Source organism: Pseudomonas citronellolis (assembly GCF_900112375.1).
Classification (GTDB): domain Bacteria; phylum Pseudomonadota; class Gammaproteobacteria; order Pseudomonadales; family Pseudomonadaceae; genus Pseudomonas; species Pseudomonas citronellolis.
Genome location: NZ_FOLS01000011.1, coordinates 63193 through 83209, shown reverse-complemented (window position 1 = coordinate 83209; position 20017 = coordinate 63193). Strand labels below are relative to the sequence as shown.

Below are 20017 nucleotides of genomic sequence, written 5' to 3'. Positions count from 1 at the left end.
GGTTTCCTCGTGCGGCCTGGCGGCCGAGCGTTGTTGGTTACTTCGGGCCGTTGAGCACAACGGCGAGTTGGAGCGGGATCACGGCGCAGCCCTTGGGCAGTTCCGCATCCGGCAAGAGCTGCGCGGATTCCTTGAAGATGACCTTGACGGGGCCATTCGGCCCCCAGGGCCGCACAATCCCTTCGGGAGCCGACAGGGCGGCCAGCAGGTCGGCGTAGACATCGTTGAGCTGGGCCAGGGTTTCGTCCGGATCAGCCGGATTGACCAGCGCCACGACCTTCCGGCCGAGGTGCACCAGCCACTGCCCTGCCCCCTGTTTCGGCGGCGGGGTTTCGTCCGGCTGGATCACCACCGTCGGATAGGCCGCCTCCTCATCGTCCACGACCGACTGGGCGAACCCCACCCGAACACGAGTTCCGATATCGGTCAGGTAGCCGTTCTCTGGGGTGATTTGCTGCAGGCGCTGCTTCAGCGCCTCGTCCACACGGTTGAGCGGATTCACAGGTCAGCCCTCTCGAGCTGCCGCACCAGTTCCCGGCGAAGCACGCGTTCGCCCTCGGCCTGATAGTCCGGCAGCCGGGTGTTGAGGATTTGCGATGGGGACGGCCCGTAGAGGATCTTGATCGGTAGCCTGTCCTTCCCGGTGCGGCGCGCGATCAGGCCGTCAGTGTTCGAAGAGCCGAGCGAGCGAATCAGGAAGGCACCCTCCAACGTCTTCTCGACGCCCGACACGTTGACGCGAAGGCCTGCCCGCACGCGCTTCCCCTTCTTCCGCTTCTGGTACATCTGGCGATGCGGAAAGTGGCTGAGCACCAGCCCGCGCTTCAGCGCCCAGATACGCACCGTGTCACCCCAGCGCCTGGCCTTGGTGAGCCGAACGCGCTCGCGGAGCACTGGGCGCTTGATGTTCACCTCTGCTCCCATCTCCCGCAGGATCTGGGCGCGGAGCGTTTCACCCGTGTCGTTCAGGGCCATCAGCGCGGCTCGCCGGATCTTCTGCGGGAGCACGTCGAGACGCTTCAGGGCATCCTGTTTCCCCTTCACATTGACCTTTACCCCGCTCATGCCGGCTGCACCGCGGCGGTGACGATGACGCCGTCATTGCGGACCTGCTCGAAGACCTTCCAGCGCTTGCCACACACGGTGAAAAAGCCTTCGCGGCGGACTTTCGGCAGTTGTTCGGCCAAGGTGCTGATCTGCGTCTGGTCGACCTGCAGCACACCTTCCGGCCCCACCCGCTCAACATCGTGCAGGACGATGACCAGCAGGTCGTCGACTGGTGGCCGTGTGGTGTCCTGGTAGCTGCCCGGAACCGGCTCGCCCAGGCGGCGCAGGATGTCCCGCGCCGCCCGGGCCTTCAGCTGCCGCCGGTCCATTACTTGGTCAGCTTGATGATGGCCGCCGGCTGGGTGCACAGGTTCAGCGGGTTCTTCTGCGCTTCCAGCTCGACACCGCGATTCATCGGCAGCGGCTCCTGGCGGGCGTACAGTGGGAGGCCGAGAGTATTGACGGCTTCCATGTAGTCCGCCGGCGCGTTGCGGGTGATGAACAGGTCGGCGACACCTTCCGGCACCAGGTAGGCCACGTCGGGCTCGATGAACGCCTCGCTGCCGACCTTGCCGCGATACTCTTCCCAAAGGATGTCCGCGAAGCGGAAGCCGCCGCGGACGTCGGTGCGCAGCATCTCGCCCTCGTTGTAGCGCTCCCAGGCCTTGACCACCTTGGCATGATCGGTGAAGTCGTCGAAGAAGCTGGAGCCGCAGAAGGCGCGGTAGCCGCTCATCATCGCCGCGCCCAGGGCATCCTCGGTCTTGCGCTTCGCCTCCATGCATTTGCCGCGCACGTTGGTAGTGGCGGTGGCCAGGCCGAGCGAGACCGTCTGCTGGGTGATGCCGAACTCGTCGTAGAGGTCGTAGATGACGCTCTCGCCGTCGGCATCGAGGATCAGGCCCTTGATGGCGCCGATGCGGTGATACTCCAGGGTGGTCTCGAGGTCGCGACCGAACTTCGCGAAGCGCTGGTTCACCACGTTCTGCACCGCCTCCAGCTCACTCTCGGAGCCGAAGGCGCGCAGGTTCTGAATGGTGTCGGCCAGCAGCGAGTCGCCGGTCTTCAGGTGCGGCACGGTGAAGGAGCGCAGCAGGCGGGCGTCGCGCTCGGCCGGCTTCACCGGCTTGCCGCGCTCGGCGACCGGGACCAGGGAAATCTTGCCCTTGTTGTACTCGATGGTGACGGTGGTGGTGGTGACGCCCTCTTCCTGGAACAGGCCCAGGGCGCCGATGCGGCCCGGCTGGTAGTCCTGCTGGTTGATGGCGGCGGTGAGGCTGGCGACGCTGAAGGCGTCGTCGTTGAAGATGTCCAGATGAGCCATGAATTGCTTCTCCTGATGGTCGGTCAGCGGCTGGATCAGCGCGCGACGAGGAACGCGCCGGCCAGGGCCTGGAGCGCTTCGGTCTTGTCTTCATCGGCGATGCCGGCCGGCCACACGAGCAGGTCGGCGCGCACCTCGGCGAGGCGGACGTAACCAACGGCGTTGACGTCGCCATCGGTGGCGTCAGCGCGGGCGCGCAGGACCGCGGCGGCAGTCTGGCTGCCGTCGGTGGCCGCCGGCGCCAGCGCGACGAACTTGCCGGTGGCGGTGACCTTGCCGAGCACAGTGCCGGGCAGGTGTACGCCGGAGTCGATCACGATGGATTCGCGCGACAGGTTGCCGTTGGCTTCGGAAAGCACGAAGTCGCCGGCGCGGCGGGTTTCATACAGTACGGGCATCTCTCGTTACCTCGCGTTGCGCCGCGCGTAGATGGCGGCATAGGGAGAGCTCGAGGCAGATGCCCCGGCTTGCTTGCCCGCCTGGAGGCGGGTATTCACGTTCGGCTCGGTGCGCAGGCGGCCGGCCAGTTCCTGGCGCACCACCTCCACGCCGGCGCGAGCATTGATGTAGCCGGCGGCGAGCTGGGGCATACCGGCAGCGGTGCAGAGGTTGCGCACCTCTTTGGCGGCCTCGACCGCCGCCGCCATCTGGGTGGCAGTCCACTGCTCACGGATGGCCACCGAGGTCAGTGCACCCAAGCCAGCCGCCTGGCACTGCTCGGCAAGCGTGGCGGCATCGAGTGGTTCTGCGGCGGCGCCCGGTGCAGCAGGTTCCGCCGGCGCTTGCTCATCAGCTTCGGAAGCTGCCTCACCAGGAGCCTCCGGCGCAGCCTCGGCCGGCTGGCCGCCCGCCTCTTCCGATGCCGCCGGCAGGTTTTCATCTTCAGCCTCCACGACCTGCCCCTCGACTGCTGCCTGCTTGGCCTGGCCGGCCACGCGGCGGCGGGTGTAGGTGCCGCCCTGCAGTTCCGCCATCAGCTCGCGGAAGGTGCCCAGGTGATCAGCCAGGCCAACGTCGATGGCCGCCTGGCCGAAGAACAGGCGCGCCTCCGTCGCGCGCACTGCTGCCACGTCCATGCCGCGATAGGCGGCGACGCTGCCGGTGAACAGGTCGTAGATGCGGTCGGACTCGGCCTGCATGAAGGAGCGAGCGTCCTCGGACAGGGGCTCGTTGGGGTTCCCGGCGACCTTCATGGCGCCGGAATGGACGTAGGTCCACTTCACCCCCTCCTTGGCGTTCTTCTCGGAAACGTCCTTGTGGCCGATCACCACTCCAACACTGCCGACGCCGCCAGTGCGGGTCAGCCAGATCTCGGAGCAGGCAGCGGCCAAGCCGTAGCCACCGGAGTAGGCGTAGTCGTCGACCATCGCGATCAACGTCTTGGTCTTGCGCAGCTCGGCCAGGCGGTCGGTGGTGTCGAACAACTGGGCGGCCTCGCCGCCCGGCGTCTCCATCCGCAGGACGACGTGGGTGATATTGGCATCGGCCTCGATGTCGTCGAAGGCCAGCATGATGCTTTCGTAGCTGACCGGGGCGGTGCCGCACGGCGGCGCCTCGACCAGGCGCGAGATCAGCGGTCCTGAGATGTCCAGCACCGCGATGTGCCCGACCTTCTCCATGACCTGGCGGGGTTCGCCGCCTTCGCCAGCATCGAGCCGGCCGTGCAGCCAGCCATCGATCAGCGTTTCGGCCATGCCCGGCTCGACCAGCAGCGGTCGGTTGATGGCGCGGGAGTAGATCTGCGACACCAGCGGGCCGCCCTGGCCACGGCTGAACAGCCGCGCCAGCAAGGAGGTCGATTTCGACATAGGTGCTCCAGAAAGAAGAAGGCCCGCGATGTGCGGGCCTGGGTGGTTACTCGTCGTCCTTGAGTGGGAGGGGATCGTGGCTGTAGCTGAGCCCCAATTCCTTCGCACGGTCGGTGTCCCTGCGGTTCTGCATGTCGATCTCCTCGACGTCGTAGCCACGATCGGCGGCCGCCGCTTCCCTGGAGCCCAGGCCACCCTTGATCAGCATCAGCTCGCCCTGGGCGTCCTGTACCGGGTGCAGGTAGCGCCAGGCCTGCGGGCGCCAGGAGCAGGCGACGTAGTCGGCTCGGCGGGTGGCATAGTCGGGAGCACGCAGCAGGCCCGCCAGCACAGCGGCATCGATGAAGCTCTCCCACATCCACTGGCACAACTGCGGGATGGTGTAGAGCCACTGGTACTGCTCCACCCGGCGGTGGTACTCGTTCAGGATCGCGCGCAGGATGCGGTCATTGACGTTGCGCATGTCCCCCGAGAGCAGCTCGTAGGGAATGCCGCCCATCGAGGCGGCCACCCCCAGCAACTGCTGCCGCATGAAGTCGCCGTAGTTGCCCCCCTGGTCCGCATCGAACAGGTGGATGTCCTCCCCCGGCATCAGCGCAGGGAACGAGCCGGGCTGCATGTTGACCACCGGCACCCCACCGTCGTCATCGAGCGGATCACCAGTGAAGGGGTCGAACTTGTAGTCCGACTCGTCGTACTGCTGCCGCTTGATCACGCCGGTGTAGTCGGCCCGCGTCTTCTTGCGGGTCAGCTCGGCATCGTCGTAGTCGTCGAAGTCCCGCGCCTTGATCAGGGCCTGCACGGTCTCGGCAATCCCGCGGACCTGGCCCGGGCGAAGAGGCGCGAAGTGGTGCGCCACCTGGCTGGCCGGCACCGGCACCGGCTGTGTCATGCCGGTTGAGGTGTCGCTGGGGTGGCGCGGGTACATCCAGTAGGCGAACCGTTTTCCACCGCGGAACTCGACGCCGGCGACGATCTCGCTATCGGGCCGCACCTCGTTCAGTTGGTGCGGCACCTGGTCGCCCTCGATGAGTTGGAACTGGATCGGCACCTTGCCGTCGCCCAATTCCATGTGGTGCCGGCGGACGAACACCTCACCCGCCTCCTTCCGAGACCGCACCGCGAGCGCCATCAGCCCGTAGACATCAAGCTGCTCGTCGAAATCAGCCACCTGGCGAAAGGTGTTCTCCCACAGGTCATTGGCCATTGCCGCAAATTCGCGGTCCTTGCAGGCGGAGCGCGGCTTGATCCCCGTTCCGATCTCGTTGGCGGTCCAGTTGCCGACGCCGTTGCTGATCCATCCATTGTTCCGCACAGCATCGCGGGATCGCGCACGCACGGTGCTCATCTGGCTGATCACGGCCCGAGTGGGCCCCGCCGAGCCGGGCGTCCAGCTTTTCAGCCGGCGGCCGGAACTCGCCGCGTCGTAGTTCGCCTGCGGGCCCAGAGGGCGGCCGTCGATCTGGAAGCCGCGGCTGGCCAGAGTCTCGAACTCGTCCATCAGTACCCCCTGGAGTGATTCAGCCGGTAGCCGCGGATTCGCCGGCCAGAGCCGGCGGCGACCAGCTCTGCCTTCATGCGGTCTCGCAGCTCAAGCAGTTGAGGCAGTTCGGCCGCGGCATAGCGTGTCGACTCGTTCGGACCGAAACGCACCTCCACCACCCGCTCCCCGCGAGCGAGATCGACAATTGCCTGCTCGACCTGGGCGAGCTGTTCTTTCGTGTATGCCATCAGCGGGACACCTGCATTCGCACCCTGCGGGTGGCGGTTTTCTTCACGGGTTTTGCGGCCTTCTCCTTCGGCCTGGGCTGCACGACATCAACCTCCTCCGCCTGGCAGACATGCGGATTTTCATCCCAGGGCCTGGCGAAAGGCTTCGGCCGTTCCCAGTCGAGCGTTTCCAGGCCGAGCTTGATCGCGCCGGCCCGGGAGTAGCAGAACAGGTCGAACGCCTCGTTGGCGCCCTTGCCCGGCTTCTCCCACCGCTGCGGCTTGCGCACCTCGAAGGTCAGTTCCTCGAACCACCATTCGCCCAGCCACTCGGGCAGGTGAACGTAGCCAGGCCCCGGCTTCGCGCGCTGCAGGTCGTTGTTGACCGCGTCCTTGAGCAGGGTGGTGTTCAACAGCCACACCGGGATCTCCCCGCGCGCCTTCGCCTTCCGGTCTTTCCGCTCGCTATCGGGGTAGCTCTCGCGAATGCGTGGGGCGTTCGCCTGGCTGCCACCCTTCACGAGCATGAACTGGCGATGTAGCCCGCGGCGCTTCAGCTTCCGGTAGAAGTCGTAGGCCTTCTCGGTCACCCCAGCCTTGCCGCCGGAGTCGCAGACCACCAGCGCCGGGAGCATGGCGCGGCCACTGCCATCGGCAAGCGGATAGGCTTTCTGCATCACGTCGGTGATCAGCAGTTCCCAGTCCTCCAGGTAGGCCGATGGATCGACAGGCAGCGGTTCGCCGTCCTCGCTCTTCCGGCGGCTGGTCCGGATGTTGTAGCGGTCGATCAGCCACTCCTCGCCCTGGACGCCGTAGCCGTGCACCTGGACGACGAAGCGCGGCTTGCCGCCGGCCTGGACGTCCACCGACGGGACGATGAAGCGCACTCCCTCCGGGATCTGGTGCTTGATGACCTCCTCGCGCCGGTCGATCAGCACGTCGGCCGAACGGACAGCCTCGGAGCGCTGCGGCATGTATGGCGCGCCCTGGTCGAGGTTGGTAGTGCCCTGCAGCTTGGTCTCGTCTCCAGTGGTGACGTAGGCGTGCACACCCTCCAGATAGCGAAGGCAGATCGACTCCCAGCTTTGGAACGCCGCGGGCAGTCCGCCCAGCCAGAAGCTGGCGATCTTGCTTTGCCGAGCCTCGCCGCATACCTCGCCGTGTCGATCGATCCGCTGCCCCTCGATCAGCCAGCGCCCGCCGCGATTCATCGCACGCTTGTGCTTCTCGCTGATCAGGTCACCGCAATGCGGGCAGCAGAAGTAAGCGCTCCGAGCAGCGAGCTTCATCAGGTCGGCGCTGCGGATGGTCTCCTTCAGCTCGTCGAAGCTGGGCAGGGCGAAGCAGGTGATTCCCGGCTCCGGTTCGCTGTACTCCCGGCAAGACGGGCACTGCCAATACCAGCGACGCCGGTCGCCCGTGTTGTAGAGCCCGATGATTCCGGTGCAAGGCGGCGCCTCATGCGGTGTCTGCTTGCGCCAGGTCGGGTCGGTGACCTCGCGGCCGGGCGACGACTCCGCACAGCACATGCCGCGCGACTTGAAGGTCTGCGTCCGCTTCAGCGCCAAGGCCCACAGACTGCCCTCACCCTCAATGTCGTCAGGGATACGGTCGTAATCGGTAATGTCCACCCAGCGGATGGACTTCGAGGAGACCTGCGATACCGCCGGCCAGCCGATCTTCAGCACTTGGCCCGTCTTGAAGAACTTGTCGAAGACGTTGTCATCGGACCGGCCGGCGGAAAGCCTGGCCTTCAGATCGGGACTGTGACGAATCGCCCGGTCCACCCGGGTGCGTGAGAAATCCCGCGCGGACTCCTGGCTCATCTGCACGATCAGCGCGTCGCCCGGATCGGAAGTGATTGTGTAGGCCATGCCGCCATCGATCAGGGCCTGAGTCTTCAACGAGCGCGCCGGCCCTACGAAAACCACCCCCTCAAAACGCCGGCTGGCCTTGAGGTCCATCGGCTCGCGCATGTAGGGCGCGACGTCCAGAGTGAACTTGCCTTGGTAGCCGCCGGGCTCATTCAGTATCAGGTGATCCTCGGCGGCCCGGCTGACCGAAACCCGGCGCGGTGGCCGGATAAGCTCGGCGACGTTGCGGATGATGCTAGTCGGACTCACATGCATCATCGTTCACGTCCATCATGTCGCAGAGTTCAATGAGCTGCTGGTAGAGCCCCTCGCGGATACCGTCGATGACCTCGATCGTGCGCTCGACCTCGGCAGCGCCGAGGGCGCAATCGTTCTCGAGCACGTCGGGAATGGTGTCCAGCCCCTGCGAGAGCGACTTGAAGGCGCTGGCCACCACCCGCTCGACCTCGGGGGCAGGGATGCTGATTCGTTGCTCCGTTTCCCATTTGACCTTTTCGCGTTCGGCGCGGTAGTGGCTCAGCCGGTCATTGGGGTGGAGCTTGTCGGGGTCATAGCCATCCGGATCATCGGCGACCTGCGCCCCCATTACCGCTACTGCCACATCACGTAGTCGCCAGGCCGGGTGGCCGTTCGTTTCGCCGGCCGGCGGAATGCCATCGAGACGGCGCTTCACTGTGCGTCGGTCAATGCCGAACTCTTCAGCCAGCGCACTGATGGACCACAAGCGCGCCCCCGAATGTACAAGGGTCACACTCATGCAGACTCCTATGCAGCCCAGCAGTGACGGGGCTTACAGCGATTCGTGAGCAGCGGTCACCCTGTACATCGGTGCGAGGGAAAATGCTCAACCCGCCCACCCCGAGCGAATCGCTGCAAGCCAGGAACGGCGGGGCCTGCAGCGATTCGGCGAAAGGCCTGTGGTGGAGCATCCTAAAAATCGAAAAATTCTGCCTTACCGCGCGGCTCGACGCCTTCCCCGCGGTAGGGGGTGGGGGCCCAGGGTCCCCGGCGCACCAGAACGGTGCGTCATAGGCCGGTGCCTTCGCGGAACTCCTTCACCATGTCGGGAAGGCTGGCGGTCTTGCGCGACTCGCTCCAGGCGAACCAGGCCCGGACGATCACCCATGCCGGCAGGCCGCAGACGAAGATGATGCCGCACAGGGCGATCATGCCGATGTCGTCCTGCACCCAGTTGCCGATGTCGAGCCAGCGCACCAGGAACGCACCGCCGCAGACGCTGGAGACCACCGTGCAGGTCATGGCGACCACGAACTCCCTCACCGTCTTCGGCAGGGTCATCGCCATCACCAGGATGGCGGCCAGGAAGGCGAAGAAGCCAAAGGCGCCGAGCTTGTAGAGCGCGATCCCGCCAACTGCAGTGGAGGCCGGCTCAGTCATGATGTGATTCCTCATACGGATGTCTCCAGGCTTCGCCAGCCCTGGCACTGCGTGGATAGAAAGGCCCGGCGGATTGACGGGCAAGGCGCAGGAGCGCGCACCATGAACATGAAATCGCGGACAACAAAAAACCCGGCGCGATGGCCGGGTTTCAATTTCTACGCGGTAAAACCGCACTATGTGGCAAACTGTAGGGTTTTCGCCCGGGGAAATCAAGCGGCCTTCAACCCCCTCTTCATTTCCAGCGCGCCGTCGATCCAGGCGACGCCACCCTTGACCGCCTGCCGCGCCTTCTCCTCTCCCATGCCCATGGCCTTGCCAACCTGCTCGAAGGTCTTGCCGGTTGTGTAGTAGCGCAGCACTGCCTCACCGAAAAGCGGATGGCGCTTGCCGAGCTTGGCGACCAGGGCATCGAGCTCCAACCCCTCATCGTCGGTCAGTCGCGCCGTTGGCAGAGACCAACTCGGTGCGGCACACGAAAGATTCCCCGTACCCTGGCGAACCCATATCCCCCACTGCTCCAGCAAGCTCTCGGTTGTCCTCTCGATAGCCATATTCCCCATCCCCTCAATCCCCAGTGAAATGCGAACCGCCTGGCCCGCGACGGTTGTTGTCCTCTGCCCAGGTCGAGACTTTCGCCTGGTCCACCAGTCGCTGCTCGGCCTCGGTGACGCGCCGCCCCAGCGATCGAATGAGCGCGGCCGGCTCCACCGGCATGCCGTCTTCCCCAATCCATCCCGTTCCGTCGCAGGTCGTGCAGTCAAGCTCGAAGAACACCCCCTTCGTGAAGCCCTGGCCGCGGCACGCCCGGCAGCGCTGAATGGCCGGCACGGCCTTCTGCAGGTCAGGCCCGGTCTTGCGCATGCGCCCTCCTCTTCAGCTCGTCGGCCAGGCGCGCCCGCTCGATGCGCATGGCGTCGATCTCCCGCCGGCAGCGATCAACGACAGAACGGCGCGCGGCGGCGACCTTGCGGGGCCGGCCGACGCGGTTGCCGATCACCCGCCCCTCGCGATAGCCGAGAGCCACACGCTCCTGCTGGTAGCCGAGCCGCATCTGCTGGTCCAGCTCATCGATGCGCCGCTCGATGTCCGCGCTGGGCGCCGCGGCCAGCACCTCGTCAGCTCGACGCGACAGCGCGCCGAGCACGGTAATGCCCGGCACGCCCGGGCCGGAGCAGCGCGCCAGCGCCTGCCGTCGATGCTCCGGCGTCACCGACCACGATCTGCCGATGATCTGGCAGATGTCCTCCCAGATATCCATCACCGCACCGCCTCCGTCCTGGGCTGGGCCAGGTACTGCTCGATGACGCGCAGCGCGTCGTCGACGCCGCGGCAGACGGTGGCGTAGTAGCCCTCGCGCTCCATGCGCACCAGGAAGGCGCTTTGCTCTGGCGATACTCGGGCGTCGTTCGGCGGGGCCGCCTTGAACTCGACGAACAGGCCGAACCACCCGCCGCGCGCCATGGGCAGCACGATGTCGCTGACGCCGGCCTTCACGCCCTGGCGCTTCATCTCGGCGGCGACCTTGATGTGCCGGTGGCCACCGTTGGGGACGTGGAAGGCCAGGCGCGCAGCCTCGGGGTGCTTCACCGTCAAGATGGCGAACAGCGTGGCCTGCTCCATGCCCTCCCAATCGACCTTGGGCCTGCGCAGCGGGCGCGGAGTCCGCGCGATAGGACGGGGCGACTTCATGCCATCACCTCGTCGCCGTCGAGCCAGGCCAGGAAGCCGGCCGGGATGTCGCGGCCGGCCTCGGCGACGATGCGAGCGCACTGCCCTACCAGGTCAGCCTGGCGGCCGTAGCGAGCCTCGAACTGGGCCTTGTAGGGATGCACGGCCACCCCGGGGAAGTTCTCCGGCCCGGTGCCGTGCTGGTGGTGGCCGGCGCACAGCGGGAGCACGTACCAGTGCGCATGCGGCTTCACGCGTCCGTCGACGTGGTGGATGCTGCAGAAGTCATTCACCACGCCGTGTTCGACGCGGCAGGCGATGCAGCCGACCACGCTGACGAGCAGGTCGTGCCAGCGCTTCTGCTCGGCGGTGGGGTTGCGGCCCTTCATGCCAGCACCCCGCTGGCCTTCATGTCGGCCCGGATGACCGACACCACCTCCTCGCGACTGCCCAAGTAGGCGAACGGGGCGGCATCGCCCGGGCGGGTGACGGTGAAGCGCCTTTCCGGCAGCCGGCACTCGGAGACGGTGTAGCCGCTGTCGGTGATCCAGCAGTTCGGGATCTGCTGGCCATCGCGGTTGCGCTTGGCGCGCCACTTCAGGGGGTTCAGGTCAGGCATTGCGGGCTCCTTTCAGGCGTGCGCGGATGGCCTGCAGGGCGGAGTTGCCCACTTCGGGATCGGCCGCCTTCGACGGTTGCGGGAGGGCCGCCGTGGGGACCGGCGGCAGGCTGTTGCCCTTCGCGATCTCGCGGCGGATCTGGGAATACTTGCTCTCCAGCAGCTTCATGCCGTCGTCGCGGCTGAGCTGCTGCAGGTTGCTGAAGCCGGCGCGGGCAGCGGCGTGGTACACCGCGGCGTGACTCCAGGTGGCGGTTGCGGCTGCAGCGGGGTGCGTCTTCGCCAGCGCTTCGCGGTAGGCCTCCTCCAGGCTCGGCAGGCCCAGCTGATCGGCACCGAAGCACCAGTCCACGAACAGCGCCGGCGCCGGCACGAACTCGCGCTTGCTCTGGCGCAGGGCGCGCACACCGTTGTCGACCAGTTCCTGGCTGTTCACGCCGGCCCGGGCGAACTCGGCCAGCCACTCCTCCTTGGCCTTGCCCATCACCACCGGGGTGGACCAGGCGGAGCGCCAGCCGGAGCAGATGCCGCGGATGCGGTCGAACAGGTCGTCCATCACCTGGCGGGCGAAGTCGTCGACGGGGACCACGTTCGCGCCCTGGGCGGGCTGGGCCGGGGCCGGAGCGGCGCGCAGGTTCGCAGCGATCAGGTCAGCACGCTTGGGCTGGCTCATACGCGCACCCCATTCACGCCCCAGGCAGCGCCATCGCTCTCGCCGCCGCCAGCCTCGACGCGCTCCCGCTTGATCCACTTCGCCAGTTCGTTCGCCCACTTGGCCTGGGTGAACACGGCATCCGGCAGGGCCAGCCAGTGGGCCTTGAACTTGTTCACGACGGGCAGCGTGATCGCCGACACCGGGATGCCCATCAGGCGAGTCTGCGCGGCCAGGTCGTCAGGATCCGGCTCCCAGTCCTCGGTCATGGCGAAGCGCTGGCGAACATCGACCGGATCGCTCGCGTGTTGCAGCTGCTCTTCGGTTACCTGATGGTTCAATGACGGATTGGGTGCAGCCGCTGCACCCCGTTCCGTCGTAATTTGCACCCCGTTCTGCTGTGGATTGCACCCCGTGGCATCTTCACGGGGTGCAGTGGTTTCACCCCGTTCATTTTGACGGGGTGCAGCAGCTTCACCCCGTTCCATGACGATGTCGTAGCAGGTCGGAACACGGTCCCGACGGGTGATGTACGCCGCGGCGATCGCCCGGTTGCCCTCGACAATCACCCCCAGGTCTTCCAGCAGGCGCAGCTTGGCCTGCACGGTGCGCTCGGACAGGCCGGTGTCATCCGCAAGGCTGGCCACCGAGGGGAAGGCGCCCCGGCCGTGCTTGTCGGCGTAGTTGGCCAGGCACAGCAACACATGGCGGGCAGAGGAGTCGGTGACTGCGCGCTGCTCCAGAGCCCAGGTCATGGCTTGAACACTCACAGCGAACCCTCCGCGACCTTCTGGGCCAGCTTGGCCAGCCCCTTCGGCGTGACGCGCACCTGGGAGGCCAGGCGCTGGTCGCCGATGGAGTCGGTGCCGATCACGGTTACCCGGTGCTCGAGCAGGCCGGCCGCCATGCGCGGCTGGTAGGCCAGCCAGTGGGCCGAACCCTCCCGGCGGTAGATCCAGCGGTTCTCGTGCATCCAGTCGAGCAGGACGTGACGCGGGATGTTCAGGTGCTTGGCAGTGTCGGTCAGACAGAGCGTGCCGCGCGCCTCGGCGATCCGCCCCAGGGCCTCGACCTTGGGCGCCTGCTCGTCCACCACCATGCGCAGCTGGGTGTTCTGCTCGTGGAGGTCAGCTGCGACTCGCAGAGCCTCGGAGTAGGTCTGCGGGATGGCCGGAGCCGCGGCGCGCTCCTCCAACTCATGCAGGCGCCGGATCACCCTGTGCCGCAGCGGGATGCTGTAGCCGGTGATCAGCGTCTCGGTCAGCTCGCGGTCCAGGTGGAAGTTCGTCGTGTAGCCCCTGCCGTCCCGGTCCTCGCGGACATGGCCCAGATCTGGACCATCCTCCGACAGGGCGTCGAGCATCTCGCGGATGTCCCGGATCACGTGCTTGTGCTGCTTGCCGGTGAGCTCGGCGATCTCGCGCGAGGTCATCATCGTGCGCGCCACGTTTTGCGATGCAGGAAAACGTGGCGCGGCATTGTCAGTTCCGTTCGTCGTGTGCATACTCACTCCCGATCTCTCAGAACCCCGGCGCCGAGTCCCCACTCCTGGCCGGGGTTTTGTTTTTTCAGCGAACCAGCGACAGCGGCTTGCCGCCGACATGGATCGCCAGTTCGTTCTCCATGCGACGGCGCATCTCGAAGCTCTTCGACTCCACCAGCAGCAACTGGTCGATCGCGCCCGGCAGGTCAGGCAGGTCGTTCTCGTCGATCTTCCCGTCAGCCAGCACCGCGCTGCAGCGCTCCACCGCCTGCCCGATGCCGGCGACCAGCTGGCCGAAGGCGCTCACCGGGCAGCCCACCACGCCAGCGGCGCGGGCCCCGATCAGCCCGTAGCGGTCGGCGAGCTCGTTGATGCAGCGCTCCCGCCACTCCGGCTCCAGCGCCGCCACCCAGGCCTCTTCCATCCAGGCGGGCAGTTCCTGCTCACCGCCGAGCAGCCGCTGGACGCGCTTCAGCCAGCGCCCGGCGGCCTTCAGGTACTCGCCGCCATCGCTCTTCAGCTCGTCCGACTCGAAGTCGGGCACCCTCTCCGCCGCAGCCTTGCGCGGGCACTTCTGGTACAGCGCCCGGTTCAGCGCCTGGGCGAAGTCGTCCTGGCTGAGGCTGGTGCGAGCGATCTGGTCGGCGGCATAGGCCACCAGGACCTGGTCGCGAGTCATTTCATGTCTGGGATTGGACGTGTTCACGTTGCGCTCCTGGTCCTAAGCTGCCCCCATCAAGAAAGGGAGGTCAGCGGTATGTCTTGTTGGGGCTCAACTGGAACTGGTGGTCGCGTGAGCCTGTTTGGTAGGGCCGGAACCTCGCTGGTACGCTGGGAAGCTCTCACCCAACACAGCGAACCAGGAGGTTCCGATGTCAGTCGAAATCACGGAGGAGCTGCTGAGCTCCGTTCTTGCTCAAATCAAAGCCAGCCCAAAGTGCACGTCCGGCTCCCTGAAGGGGCGCGAGGCGGACAATCTCCTGGCCATCCGGGAGCTTCGTCGCCGCGGCTTGATCACCGGGAAGTTCATGGACGACAGCAGGCGGGATCAGCACGGACCTCTCCTCTACGACGCGGCTCGACTCGAGGCCTTGTAGTAAGCGGGGATTCGCCAGCCGACAGGCGCCGGCCCTCCGATTTCCCCGCAGAGCACGCCGATGCACCACAGCATCGCCACGCGCTCCTGGACAAAGCCGGACTCCGAGAGCTTCGTGCTTTCGGCGAAGCGATAGCCGTCCACCGCCTCGGCCATGGCAATGGCCTTGGCGGTGAACTCCATCGATCCCAGGATGCTGCTCAGGATGTCCGCGACCTCGCGGGGATCGCGCTGCAGCTCCGGCGGACGGTCAGTGCCCGCGGCCGCGGCCTGGACGACCACATCCAGGCGAACAGGCGGAAGGCCAGCCCTTTCCCGCGCCTTGTTCAGGTCGGCAATGGCGTTGAGCGCCAGGGCCTCCTTGTACTGGAGGGTGGCGAGCTCGGGCGGCGGCGGAGGGTTCGGGTGTCTCATTGGGATCTGCTCCTATGCGGCGAAGGACGACCAGGGAAAGCTCGGGCAAAGATCCCGGCGGGATACCTCACCCTTGGTGAGGTTTTCGATCTCAACGGCACGAGGTGCCGGGATCGGCCGCTCTCCCGAGCACCACTGGCTTACCGTTGGCGCTCGAACACTGAGAAGGCGAGCCAGTTCGGCCTGGCTCCCCAGAATCTTTGCGGCTTTGAGTACGGCTTCGGGCGGGGTCATTTCGTGTCTCCGGTGTAATGCGGAGAAAATAAGGCATTGGCTAATCAAAGGCAAGCCATTGCCTAACCACCTAATGGGTAGAGTTAAATTAGGCAATGCTTACCGGACCGGAATTAGGCGCAGCTATTGAGGCTGCCCGTATCGCCAAAAACATCTCGAAAAAGGCTCTTGCCGGGCAGTTCGGGGTGCAACCTCCGTCTATTCAGACGTGGGTCAAATACGGCCGAATCGACAAATCGAAGCTCATCGAGTTGATTTCCTTCTTTGCCGACACGGTTCCAGCCAGCCATTGGGGGCTGACGGCAAAGGAGGCCGACCTGGTGGCTGTGGCGTCAGTGGAAAAAGCCAGCAGCCCAAGCCCGCATGAGGGCGATGATGAGTACGTCCATGTCCCGCTGAAGAGTGCCAAGGGTGCGATGGGGCGGGGCTACGAGAACCCCTACATAGAGGTGAAGGGGCATCTGGCGTTCAAGCGCTCCTGGATCAGGGCTAGGGGCTTGAATGCGAAGTATCTGGAAGCCTTCTATGCCGATGGGCAGAGCATGCACTCCACCATCAATCATGGCGATGTGGTGCTGCTGAACAAGGCCCAGAAGGAGCCCATCCACAACAAGATCTTCGCTCTCAATGGCGCCGACGGCGTGATCATCAAACGCCTGTCGTATGCGAGCGCCGTGAACCAGTGGGGACTGATCAGCGACAACCTCGACAAACGCGAATTCCCTGACCAATGGCTGGACGAAGACGATGAGCCTATGGCGCTGATGGGGCAGATTGTTTGGCGCGGCGGGGATCTTTAGCGCCGGAAGATTATGGGATGGTAGGCCCCATTTAGCGCGGCATTGATCATCAGGACGACAGTGAGAATGGCGAAGCAGAAGACCATCCCCTATGAAGAGGCCAGGCAGGCCATTGCTGCACTGAAGGTGTGGCCAGCAAATACCCCATTTGTCTGGAAGAAGCCGGCGACCAAGAAGCTCCCGACGCCATACAGTTTTCGCACGTCGCTGGCACTGGATGTCGAACAGACCACGTTCGCCGAGGACTGGTTCGTCGAGCTGTACTACAAGAAGAGCCCGGTGCCCGGCGTGCGGGACACGCTGTCGATCACGCTGATAGTAAACAAGTCGCGCGTCGTGGCTATCGACGACAATGGACCAAGTTCACATATGAACAAGGTTGGAGTTGGCCTGCCCTTCTACCAACAAGTAGTCGACCACCCACATTTGCATATACCAATCGCCGAGGCGTCCTATGGCTATGCGGAACCCTTGGATAGTACTACTGTCCAGGCACTGTGGGAGCTATTCTTAGCGAGGGCAAACATCACTGGAGCCCCACGCTTCGAACTGCCGGAATTCGGCCAAATGGGATTTGACGTATGAACTGCACTCTGATCGGCGCCCAGCTCGGGTTCAAGTGTAAGCCGGTGGCTGATGGGCTGTTTTACCTCGAATCCCCACTGACGCTGCCCTTCGACGGCAACCTGATCGGCGCCTACATCCAGGACTTGGGTAATGGGCAGGTGCGTATCAGCGACAACGCAGACACCCTGTTTGTGGCCATGACGCATGGCGTCAAGCCAACGGCAGAGCGCGGTCGAAAGATGGCTGAGCTAGTCGCTGCCAGCGGCCTGGAGCTATCCGACCAGGGTGAAATCTTCAAGGCATGCCCGGAGAGTCAACTAGGCTTCTACCTCGCCCGGTTCATTGAGGCCGCTGAGCATGTAGGTTTCGCCTGTAACAAGATGCGCCCATCACCCATCTCGCGGTTTGACCAGGTGGTTGGCTCCGCCCTGAAGGCGGCCTATCCGAAAGCACTGAGGACTGATTACAAGATCGTCGGCGCAAGCGGGCATCAACTGACACTCCCCTTCGCCATTGAGGCCGAGAGTGGGCAGACGACGCTAATCCAGACCGTTTCCACCAAGGATGGGAAGGTTGATTGGAGCCTGGTTTACCGCGCCGTCGGCAAGATGCTGGACATCAAAAATGCCCACGAGGAGACCCTGCGCCGTGTAATCCTTGAGCCCGGCGATGAAGAGGACAACCGAAAGGCCGCCACCGCGCTGGCCGACGCAGCTTCGGTGATCATATATACCGGGCCCAAGCATCTGACAGCCGCGCTCGCCGCATAACGAAAAGCCCCGCAGTGCGGGGCTTTTCGTTTATGGCCTCTTCCTCCTACCAGGCGCTCTCGTCCACCTGCCACCGGATTGTGACAGCGCCCTCCTCTCCCTCCTCGATATCCACCCCGTCAGCCAGGCTCATCTCGTCCAGTAGCCGATCCCAGTCAGCCTGGCTCTCGCCCTCCTCCTTCCTGATGGTCAGCGACCGCGCCAGCTGCGCGGCCGGCATGCCCATCAGCCGCTGAATTCTTCTCCCCAGAACCTCGTAGCTGCTCGGTGCGCGGGGTTCCTGCCTCTTTGCTTGCTTCGCCATTACAACTCTCCTTTTGCAATAACTGTATGTACATACAGTATCGACATTCCTGTACGCCTGCAAGGCATCGCCTAATCACCGGCAGATAAGGCTATGCAAAATAATTAGCCATTGCCTATTGCAATGAGATTAGGCATTGGCTTATCTTGATTCCACGCCAGTTCACCGGCAGCCCACCCGGGCACCGCTCTTTAACAACCAGATGAACGCCGAGCTGGCCGACGCATAGCCAGCGGACCTACCGCGCAACGGTAGGCGGCAGCGGACATCAATCCGTGCCGGGCACAGGAAGACTCTAGCGAGGGATCACCGGGGAGGTGGTTCTGCAGGGTGTAACGGTACGGCCACTGAGGATTGCGCCCAGGGCACCGTGAAAGCTGCAGCGGATAAGCGACCGCAGCCTGTGCAAGAGGAAGAGATCACCGGCCCGCCGCGCGTGGGCCGGACGCTCTCCAGGAGGCCCTGGCTCAGGGCTTCGCGGAAAGCGTTACTTGCGGCGCCCTGAGCCAGGGCTGCCGCCATGGAAGACCTGGGTTTCGGCGTAGAGCGTGTCGCCCGTGCCTTGCCGATAGCGTGTCTTTCGCTCGTTTCGGCAGCCCTCACACATCACGGGAGGGTTAACCCATTCAGCCCTATACCTGAACTTGGTGGTCTTGCAGAAGCGGCAATTCGCCACGATCCAGCCCGTTTTCGGAGGCTTCTCAGGGGTGGGCTCAAAGGGCGTCGGAATGGCGGGAGGGTTCGCCTCGTCCATCGCCTTCTTCAGTTGCATGAGTACCGCAAGATTTTTCGCATCCATGGCTCTCGCCTCGAAATCTCGACGCACCAGAGATTAGCAAGAGCAAAAAGCCACTACCAGCGACACCGAGAGCATCACTGAAGCGCCTTCACCCAAGGGCGCTTCGGGATGCGACGAGCATCAACACCCCCCTTGGTATTGCCCGGCTCCGGCCGGGCCTTTTTACGCCCAGTCGAGCACAAGGACAGCACCATGACCGAGATCATCACCAGCATTTCCGCTGCAGAACTTCCCGCCCGCGGCCAGCCCTTGGCCGGCGGCACCTTCGTTGAACGCTACTGGGTGAACGCCCAGGAGCGCGCCCTGGTAATGCTCGGCCCCGAGTACGAACTGGAAGGCGCCTGGGGCGAGTACGGCCTGGACGTGCTCACCCACTACGTCGACGGCCTGGCCAACACCCGCGCCATGGCCGAGGCCGGCAGTGAGCTGGCCAGGAAGGTCCTGGAACTGGGCGCGCACATCGCTGCCCCGCTGGAGGGCCAACTGCTGATGGCGGCCAAGCACGCCGGCCTGATCACCGACCTGCGCGAGGATCGCTTCTACTGGCTCAGTGCGCAGCGCTCCGCCGACCTCGCCTACATCATGGACTTCGGAGATGGCTGGCAGGTCAACGACGTCAAGAGCCGCGAGCGCGTCGCCCGCCCCGTCCGCAGCGTGCTCATCCTCCAGTAATTCACTCCTTCATTCCTTTCTCCAGCAGGCGATTCGCGGGGCCGCGCCCACCGCGGCCAGACCAGAAGCACGCCGGGCAAGCGCCGGCCGCCTGCGCCCTATTCCACCGAGGACTTCCCATGCAAGCGAAGCAGCTGCCCGCGTTGAAGATCGGGCGCCTGAACCACCTGACCATCAACTTCCATGGCGCCGACCTGGTCGCCGAGCCAATACAGGCCACCATGCTCAGTACCATTGAGCCGACCAGCATCATCCCGCCGCTCGGCGCCTACTGGCCCGGCGAGGGCGGCCACAACGCCGGCCTGATGCGCGGCGAGAATGGCGGTCGCGACTACTACCTGATCGTGGCTGGCGGCCCCGCTGCGGAGTTCCGCGCTGCCTATGGTGGCTACGGGCACGAAACCGAGGGCGCCGACAGTGCCAGCGACGGCCTGGCGAACACCCGGGCCCTGCTGGCCGACAGCGAGGAGCACCCGGCGGCGAAACTGGCCTCGGGATACACCGCCGATGGCCATACCGACTTCTACCTTGGCTCCCGTCGCGAGTACCAGATCGCCGAGGCGAACGTGCCCGAACTGTTCAGCGAGGGGTATCACTGGTCGAGCACGCAGCGCTCCGCCTTCACCGCCTCCAGCCTGGACTTCGAAGATGGCTGGCAGGTCAACACCGCCAAGAGCCGCGAGCGCGTCGCCCGCCCCGTCCGCAGGAAATTCATTTAGTCCTTCAATCCTTCATTCATGGGCGCGTCAGCGCCCTCGCTTTTCGAGGTAGTCGG

At 65.1% G+C, this 20017-nt stretch carries 30 protein-coding genes; 5 read left to right on the top strand and 25 right to left on the bottom strand.

Features of this window, described 5'->3' with window-relative positions; genetic code table 11:
• Positions 1 to 37: 37 nt before the first annotated feature.
• The 23 genes from BM060_RS12590 to BM060_RS12475 form a co-directional block, all read right to left on the bottom strand.
• Complete coding sequence (locus BM060_RS12590; RefSeq protein ID WP_074980441.1) at positions 38 to 502, bottom strand: hypothetical protein; 465 nt, start codon at positions 500 to 502, stop codon at positions 38 to 40.
• A complete protein-coding gene (locus BM060_RS12585; protein ID WP_074980440.1) occupies positions 499 to 1065 on the bottom strand; it encodes a phage tail protein in 567 nt (188 codons plus the stop codon). The genes BM060_RS12590 and BM060_RS12585 overlap by 4 nt, the downstream gene beginning before the upstream one ends.
• Positions 1062 to 1376: a hypothetical protein gene (locus BM060_RS12580; protein ID WP_074980439.1), complete on the bottom strand. Its 315-nt coding sequence runs from the start codon at positions 1374 to 1376 to the stop codon at positions 1062 to 1064. The genes BM060_RS12585 and BM060_RS12580 overlap by 4 nt, the downstream gene beginning before the upstream one ends.
• Entirely contained in the window at positions 1376 to 2371 is a 996-nt protein-coding gene (locus BM060_RS12575) for a major capsid protein (RefSeq protein WP_074980438.1), read from the bottom strand. Before BM060_RS12575 ends, BM060_RS12580 begins: the two co-directional genes overlap by 1 nt.
• A 35-nt stretch (positions 2372 to 2406) precedes the next feature.
• Positions 2407 to 2769, bottom strand: a complete 363-nt coding sequence (locus tag BM060_RS12570) for a head decoration protein (RefSeq protein ID WP_074980437.1) — start codon at positions 2767 to 2769, stop codon at positions 2407 to 2409.
• A gap of 6 nt (positions 2770 to 2775) precedes the next feature.
• Positions 2776 to 4179 carry a S49 family peptidase gene (locus BM060_RS12565; protein ID WP_074980436.1) on the bottom strand — a complete coding sequence of 468 codons (1404 nt, stop codon included), beginning with the start codon at positions 4177 to 4179 and terminating at the stop codon, positions 2776 to 2778.
• Positions 4180 to 4225: 46 nt separating this feature from the next.
• The gene (locus tag BM060_RS12560) at positions 4226 to 5680 is read right to left on the bottom strand and encodes a phage portal protein (RefSeq protein ID WP_074980435.1); all 1455 of its coding nucleotides are present in this window, start codon (positions 5678 to 5680) and stop codon (positions 4226 to 4228) included.
• On the bottom strand, positions 5680 to 5910 hold the full coding sequence (locus BM060_RS12555) for a gpW family head-tail joining protein (RefSeq protein ID WP_074980434.1): 231 nt from the start codon (positions 5908 to 5910) through the stop codon (positions 5680 to 5682). Before BM060_RS12555 ends, BM060_RS12560 begins: the two co-directional genes overlap by 1 nt.
• Entirely contained in the window at positions 5910 to 8021 is a 2112-nt protein-coding gene (locus BM060_RS12550; protein ID WP_083426769.1) for a phage terminase large subunit family protein, read from the bottom strand. Before BM060_RS12550 ends, BM060_RS12555 begins: the two co-directional genes overlap by 1 nt.
• On the bottom strand, positions 7999 to 8520 hold the full coding sequence (locus tag BM060_RS12545; RefSeq protein WP_074980433.1) for a DUF1441 family protein: 522 nt from the start codon (positions 8518 to 8520) through the stop codon (positions 7999 to 8001). The genes BM060_RS12550 and BM060_RS12545 overlap by 23 nt, the downstream gene beginning before the upstream one ends.
• Positions 8521 to 8789: 269 nt before the next feature.
• Complete coding sequence (locus BM060_RS12540; RefSeq protein ID WP_074980432.1) at positions 8790 to 9161, bottom strand: hypothetical protein; 372 nt, start codon at positions 9159 to 9161, stop codon at positions 8790 to 8792.
• A gap of 212 nt (positions 9162 to 9373) precedes the next feature.
• Positions 9374 to 9715 carry an antiterminator Q family protein gene (locus BM060_RS32940; RefSeq protein ID WP_159458832.1) on the bottom strand — a complete coding sequence of 114 codons (342 nt, stop codon included), beginning with the start codon at positions 9713 to 9715 and terminating at the stop codon, positions 9374 to 9376.
• 13 nt (positions 9716 to 9728) lie between these two features.
• Positions 9729 to 10025, bottom strand: coding sequence for a hypothetical protein (locus BM060_RS12530; RefSeq protein WP_074980430.1), 297 nt, complete (start codon positions 10023 to 10025; stop codon positions 9729 to 9731).
• Positions 10006 to 10422: a hypothetical protein gene (locus BM060_RS12525; RefSeq protein ID WP_074980429.1), complete on the bottom strand. Its 417-nt coding sequence runs from the start codon at positions 10420 to 10422 to the stop codon at positions 10006 to 10008. Before BM060_RS12525 ends, BM060_RS12530 begins: the two co-directional genes overlap by 20 nt.
• Positions 10422 to 10853: a VRR-NUC domain-containing protein gene (locus BM060_RS12520; protein WP_074980428.1), complete on the bottom strand. Its 432-nt coding sequence runs from the start codon at positions 10851 to 10853 to the stop codon at positions 10422 to 10424. The genes BM060_RS12525 and BM060_RS12520 overlap by 1 nt, the downstream gene beginning before the upstream one ends.
• Positions 10850 to 11221 (bottom strand): Ref family recombination enhancement nuclease, encoded by a 372-nt coding sequence (locus BM060_RS12515; RefSeq protein ID WP_074980427.1) that lies wholly within the window; start codon positions 11219 to 11221, stop codon positions 10850 to 10852. Before BM060_RS12515 ends, BM060_RS12520 begins: the two co-directional genes overlap by 4 nt.
• Positions 11218 to 11451, bottom strand: coding sequence for a hypothetical protein (locus tag BM060_RS12510; RefSeq protein WP_245322950.1), 234 nt, complete (start codon positions 11449 to 11451; stop codon positions 11218 to 11220). Before BM060_RS12510 ends, BM060_RS12515 begins: the two co-directional genes overlap by 4 nt.
• Entirely contained in the window at positions 11444 to 12124 is a 681-nt protein-coding gene (locus BM060_RS12505) for a replication protein P (RefSeq protein ID WP_074980426.1), read from the bottom strand. Before BM060_RS12505 ends, BM060_RS12510 begins: the two co-directional genes overlap by 8 nt.
• Complete coding sequence (locus tag BM060_RS12500) at positions 12121 to 12873, bottom strand: helix-turn-helix domain-containing protein (RefSeq protein ID WP_135499827.1); 753 nt, start codon at positions 12871 to 12873, stop codon at positions 12121 to 12123. The genes BM060_RS12505 and BM060_RS12500 overlap by 4 nt, the downstream gene beginning before the upstream one ends.
• Positions 12870 to 13538: a phage antirepressor KilAC domain-containing protein gene (locus BM060_RS12495; RefSeq protein WP_245322949.1), complete on the bottom strand. Its 669-nt coding sequence runs from the start codon at positions 13536 to 13538 to the stop codon at positions 12870 to 12872. The genes BM060_RS12500 and BM060_RS12495 overlap by 4 nt, the downstream gene beginning before the upstream one ends.
• 133 nt (positions 13539 to 13671) lie before the next feature.
• Entirely contained in the window at positions 13672 to 14292 is a 621-nt protein-coding gene (locus BM060_RS12490) for a DUF8585 domain-containing protein (RefSeq protein WP_074980424.1), read from the bottom strand.
• Between the two features lie 360 nt (positions 14293 to 14652).
• The gene (locus BM060_RS12480; RefSeq protein WP_074980422.1) at positions 14653 to 15096 is read right to left on the bottom strand and encodes a hypothetical protein; all 444 of its coding nucleotides are present in this window, start codon (positions 15094 to 15096) and stop codon (positions 14653 to 14655) included.
• 12 nt (positions 15097 to 15108) lie between these two features.
• Positions 15109 to 15330 carry a transcriptional regulator gene (locus BM060_RS12475; protein ID WP_074980421.1) on the bottom strand — a complete coding sequence of 74 codons (222 nt, stop codon included), beginning with the start codon at positions 15328 to 15330 and terminating at the stop codon, positions 15109 to 15111.
• Between the two features lie 95 nt (positions 15331 to 15425).
• Here BM060_RS12475 and BM060_RS32350 point away from each other — a divergent pair, with 95 nt between their 5' ends.
• From BM060_RS32350 to BM060_RS12460, 3 genes are all read left to right on the top strand, one after another.
• Complete coding sequence (locus BM060_RS32350) at positions 15426 to 16130, top strand: S24 family peptidase (protein WP_135499826.1); 705 nt, start codon at positions 15426 to 15428, stop codon at positions 16128 to 16130.
• Between the two features lie 66 nt (positions 16131 to 16196).
• Positions 16197 to 16715: a hypothetical protein gene (locus BM060_RS12465; protein ID WP_074980420.1), complete on the top strand. Its 519-nt coding sequence runs from the start codon at positions 16197 to 16199 to the stop codon at positions 16713 to 16715.
• Positions 16712 to 17467, top strand: coding sequence for a DUF1828 domain-containing protein (locus BM060_RS12460; RefSeq protein ID WP_074980419.1), 756 nt, complete (start codon positions 16712 to 16714; stop codon positions 17465 to 17467). The genes BM060_RS12465 and BM060_RS12460 overlap by 4 nt, the downstream gene beginning before the upstream one ends.
• Before the next feature lie 46 nt (positions 17468 to 17513).
• Here BM060_RS12460 and BM060_RS12455 read toward each other — a convergent pair whose 3' ends face one another.
• Together BM060_RS12455 and BM060_RS32345 are read right to left on the bottom strand one after the other, a co-directional pair.
• The gene (locus tag BM060_RS12455; protein WP_061562247.1) at positions 17514 to 17771 is read right to left on the bottom strand and encodes a DUF1654 domain-containing protein; all 258 of its coding nucleotides are present in this window, start codon (positions 17769 to 17771) and stop codon (positions 17514 to 17516) included.
• 487 nt (positions 17772 to 18258) lie between these two features.
• Positions 18259 to 18570 (bottom strand): hypothetical protein, encoded by a 312-nt coding sequence (locus BM060_RS32345; RefSeq protein WP_135499825.1) that lies wholly within the window; start codon positions 18568 to 18570, stop codon positions 18259 to 18261.
• 192 nt (positions 18571 to 18762) lie between these two features.
• On the opposite strand from BM060_RS32345, the gene BM060_RS12450 reads away from it, so the two are divergent.
• Positions 18763 to 19242, top strand: a complete 480-nt coding sequence (locus BM060_RS12450) for a hypothetical protein (protein ID WP_074980418.1) — start codon at positions 18763 to 18765, stop codon at positions 19240 to 19242.
• 119 nt (positions 19243 to 19361) lie between these two features.
• On the top strand, positions 19362 to 19961 hold the full coding sequence (locus BM060_RS12445; protein ID WP_074980417.1) for a DUF1566 domain-containing protein: 600 nt from the start codon (positions 19362 to 19364) through the stop codon (positions 19959 to 19961).
• Positions 19962 to 20017 lie beyond the last annotated feature (56 nt).

Excerpts from the sequence above, each read along its gene's own strand:
- BM060_RS12585 (WP_074980440.1), bottom strand. The coding sequence starts at position 1,065 with ATGAGCGGGGTAAAGGTCAATGTGAAGGGGAAACAGGATGCCCTGAAG.
- BM060_RS12580 (WP_074980439.1), bottom strand. The coding sequence starts at position 1,376 with ATGGACCGGCGGCAGCTGAAGGCCCGGGCGGCGCGGGACATCCTGCGC.
- BM060_RS12575 (WP_074980438.1), bottom strand. The coding sequence starts at position 2,371 with ATGGCTCATCTGGACATCTTCAACGACGACGCCTTCAGCGTCGCCAGC.
- BM060_RS12570 (WP_074980437.1), bottom strand. The coding sequence starts at position 2,769 with ATGCCCGTACTGTATGAAACCCGCCGCGCCGGCGACTTCGTGCTTTCC.
- BM060_RS12565 (WP_074980436.1), bottom strand. The coding sequence starts at position 4,179 with ATGTCGAAATCGACCTCCTTGCTGGCGCGGCTGTTCAGCCGTGGCCAG.
- BM060_RS12560 (WP_074980435.1), bottom strand. The coding sequence starts at position 5,680 with ATGGACGAGTTCGAGACTCTGGCCAGCCGCGGCTTCCAGATCGACGGC.
- BM060_RS12555 (WP_074980434.1), bottom strand. The coding sequence starts at position 5,910 with ATGGCATACACGAAAGAACAGCTCGCCCAGGTCGAGCAGGCAATTGTC.
- BM060_RS12550 (WP_083426769.1), bottom strand. The coding sequence starts at position 8,021 with ATGATGCATGTGAGTCCGACTAGCATCATCCGCAACGTCGCCGAGCTT.
- BM060_RS12545 (WP_074980433.1), bottom strand. The coding sequence starts at position 8,520 with ATGAGTGTGACCCTTGTACATTCGGGGGCGCGCTTGTGGTCCATCAGT.
- BM060_RS12540 (WP_074980432.1), bottom strand. The coding sequence starts at position 9,161 with ATGACTGAGCCGGCCTCCACTGCAGTTGGCGGGATCGCGCTCTACAAG.
- BM060_RS32940 (WP_159458832.1), bottom strand. The coding sequence starts at position 9,715 with ATGGCTATCGAGAGGACAACCGAGAGCTTGCTGGAGCAGTGGGGGATA.
- BM060_RS12530 (WP_074980430.1), bottom strand. The coding sequence starts at position 10,025 with ATGCGCAAGACCGGGCCTGACCTGCAGAAGGCCGTGCCGGCCATTCAG.
- BM060_RS12525 (WP_074980429.1), bottom strand. The coding sequence starts at position 10,422 with ATGGATATCTGGGAGGACATCTGCCAGATCATCGGCAGATCGTGGTCG.
- BM060_RS12520 (WP_074980428.1), bottom strand. The coding sequence starts at position 10,853 with ATGAAGTCGCCCCGTCCTATCGCGCGGACTCCGCGCCCGCTGCGCAGG.
- BM060_RS12515 (WP_074980427.1), bottom strand. The coding sequence starts at position 11,221 with ATGAAGGGCCGCAACCCCACCGCCGAGCAGAAGCGCTGGCACGACCTG.
- BM060_RS12510 (WP_245322950.1), bottom strand. The coding sequence starts at position 11,451 with ATGCCTGACCTGAACCCCCTGAAGTGGCGCGCCAAGCGCAACCGCGAT.
- BM060_RS12505 (WP_074980426.1), bottom strand. The coding sequence starts at position 12,124 with ATGAGCCAGCCCAAGCGTGCTGACCTGATCGCTGCGAACCTGCGCGCC.
- BM060_RS12495 (WP_245322949.1), bottom strand. The coding sequence starts at position 13,538 with ATGATGACCTCGCGCGAGATCGCCGAGCTCACCGGCAAGCAGCACAAG.
- BM060_RS12480 (WP_074980422.1), bottom strand. The coding sequence starts at position 15,096 with ATGAGACACCCGAACCCTCCGCCGCCGCCCGAGCTCGCCACCCTCCAG.
- BM060_RS12475 (WP_074980421.1), bottom strand. The coding sequence starts at position 15,330 with ATGACCCCGCCCGAAGCCGTACTCAAAGCCGCAAAGATTCTGGGGAGC.
- BM060_RS32350 (WP_135499826.1), top strand. The coding sequence starts at position 15,426 with ATGCTTACCGGACCGGAATTAGGCGCAGCTATTGAGGCTGCCCGTATC.
- BM060_RS12465 (WP_074980420.1), top strand. The coding sequence starts at position 16,197 with ATGGCGAAGCAGAAGACCATCCCCTATGAAGAGGCCAGGCAGGCCATT.
- BM060_RS12460 (WP_074980419.1), top strand. The coding sequence starts at position 16,712 with ATGAACTGCACTCTGATCGGCGCCCAGCTCGGGTTCAAGTGTAAGCCG.
- BM060_RS12455 (WP_061562247.1), bottom strand. The coding sequence starts at position 17,771 with ATGGCGAAGCAAGCAAAGAGGCAGGAACCCCGCGCACCGAGCAGCTAC.
- BM060_RS32345 (WP_135499825.1), bottom strand. The coding sequence starts at position 18,570 with ATGGATGCGAAAAATCTTGCGGTACTCATGCAACTGAAGAAGGCGATG.
- BM060_RS12450 (WP_074980418.1), top strand. The coding sequence starts at position 18,763 with ATGACCGAGATCATCACCAGCATTTCCGCTGCAGAACTTCCCGCCCGC.
- BM060_RS12445 (WP_074980417.1), top strand. The coding sequence starts at position 19,362 with ATGCAAGCGAAGCAGCTGCCCGCGTTGAAGATCGGGCGCCTGAACCAC.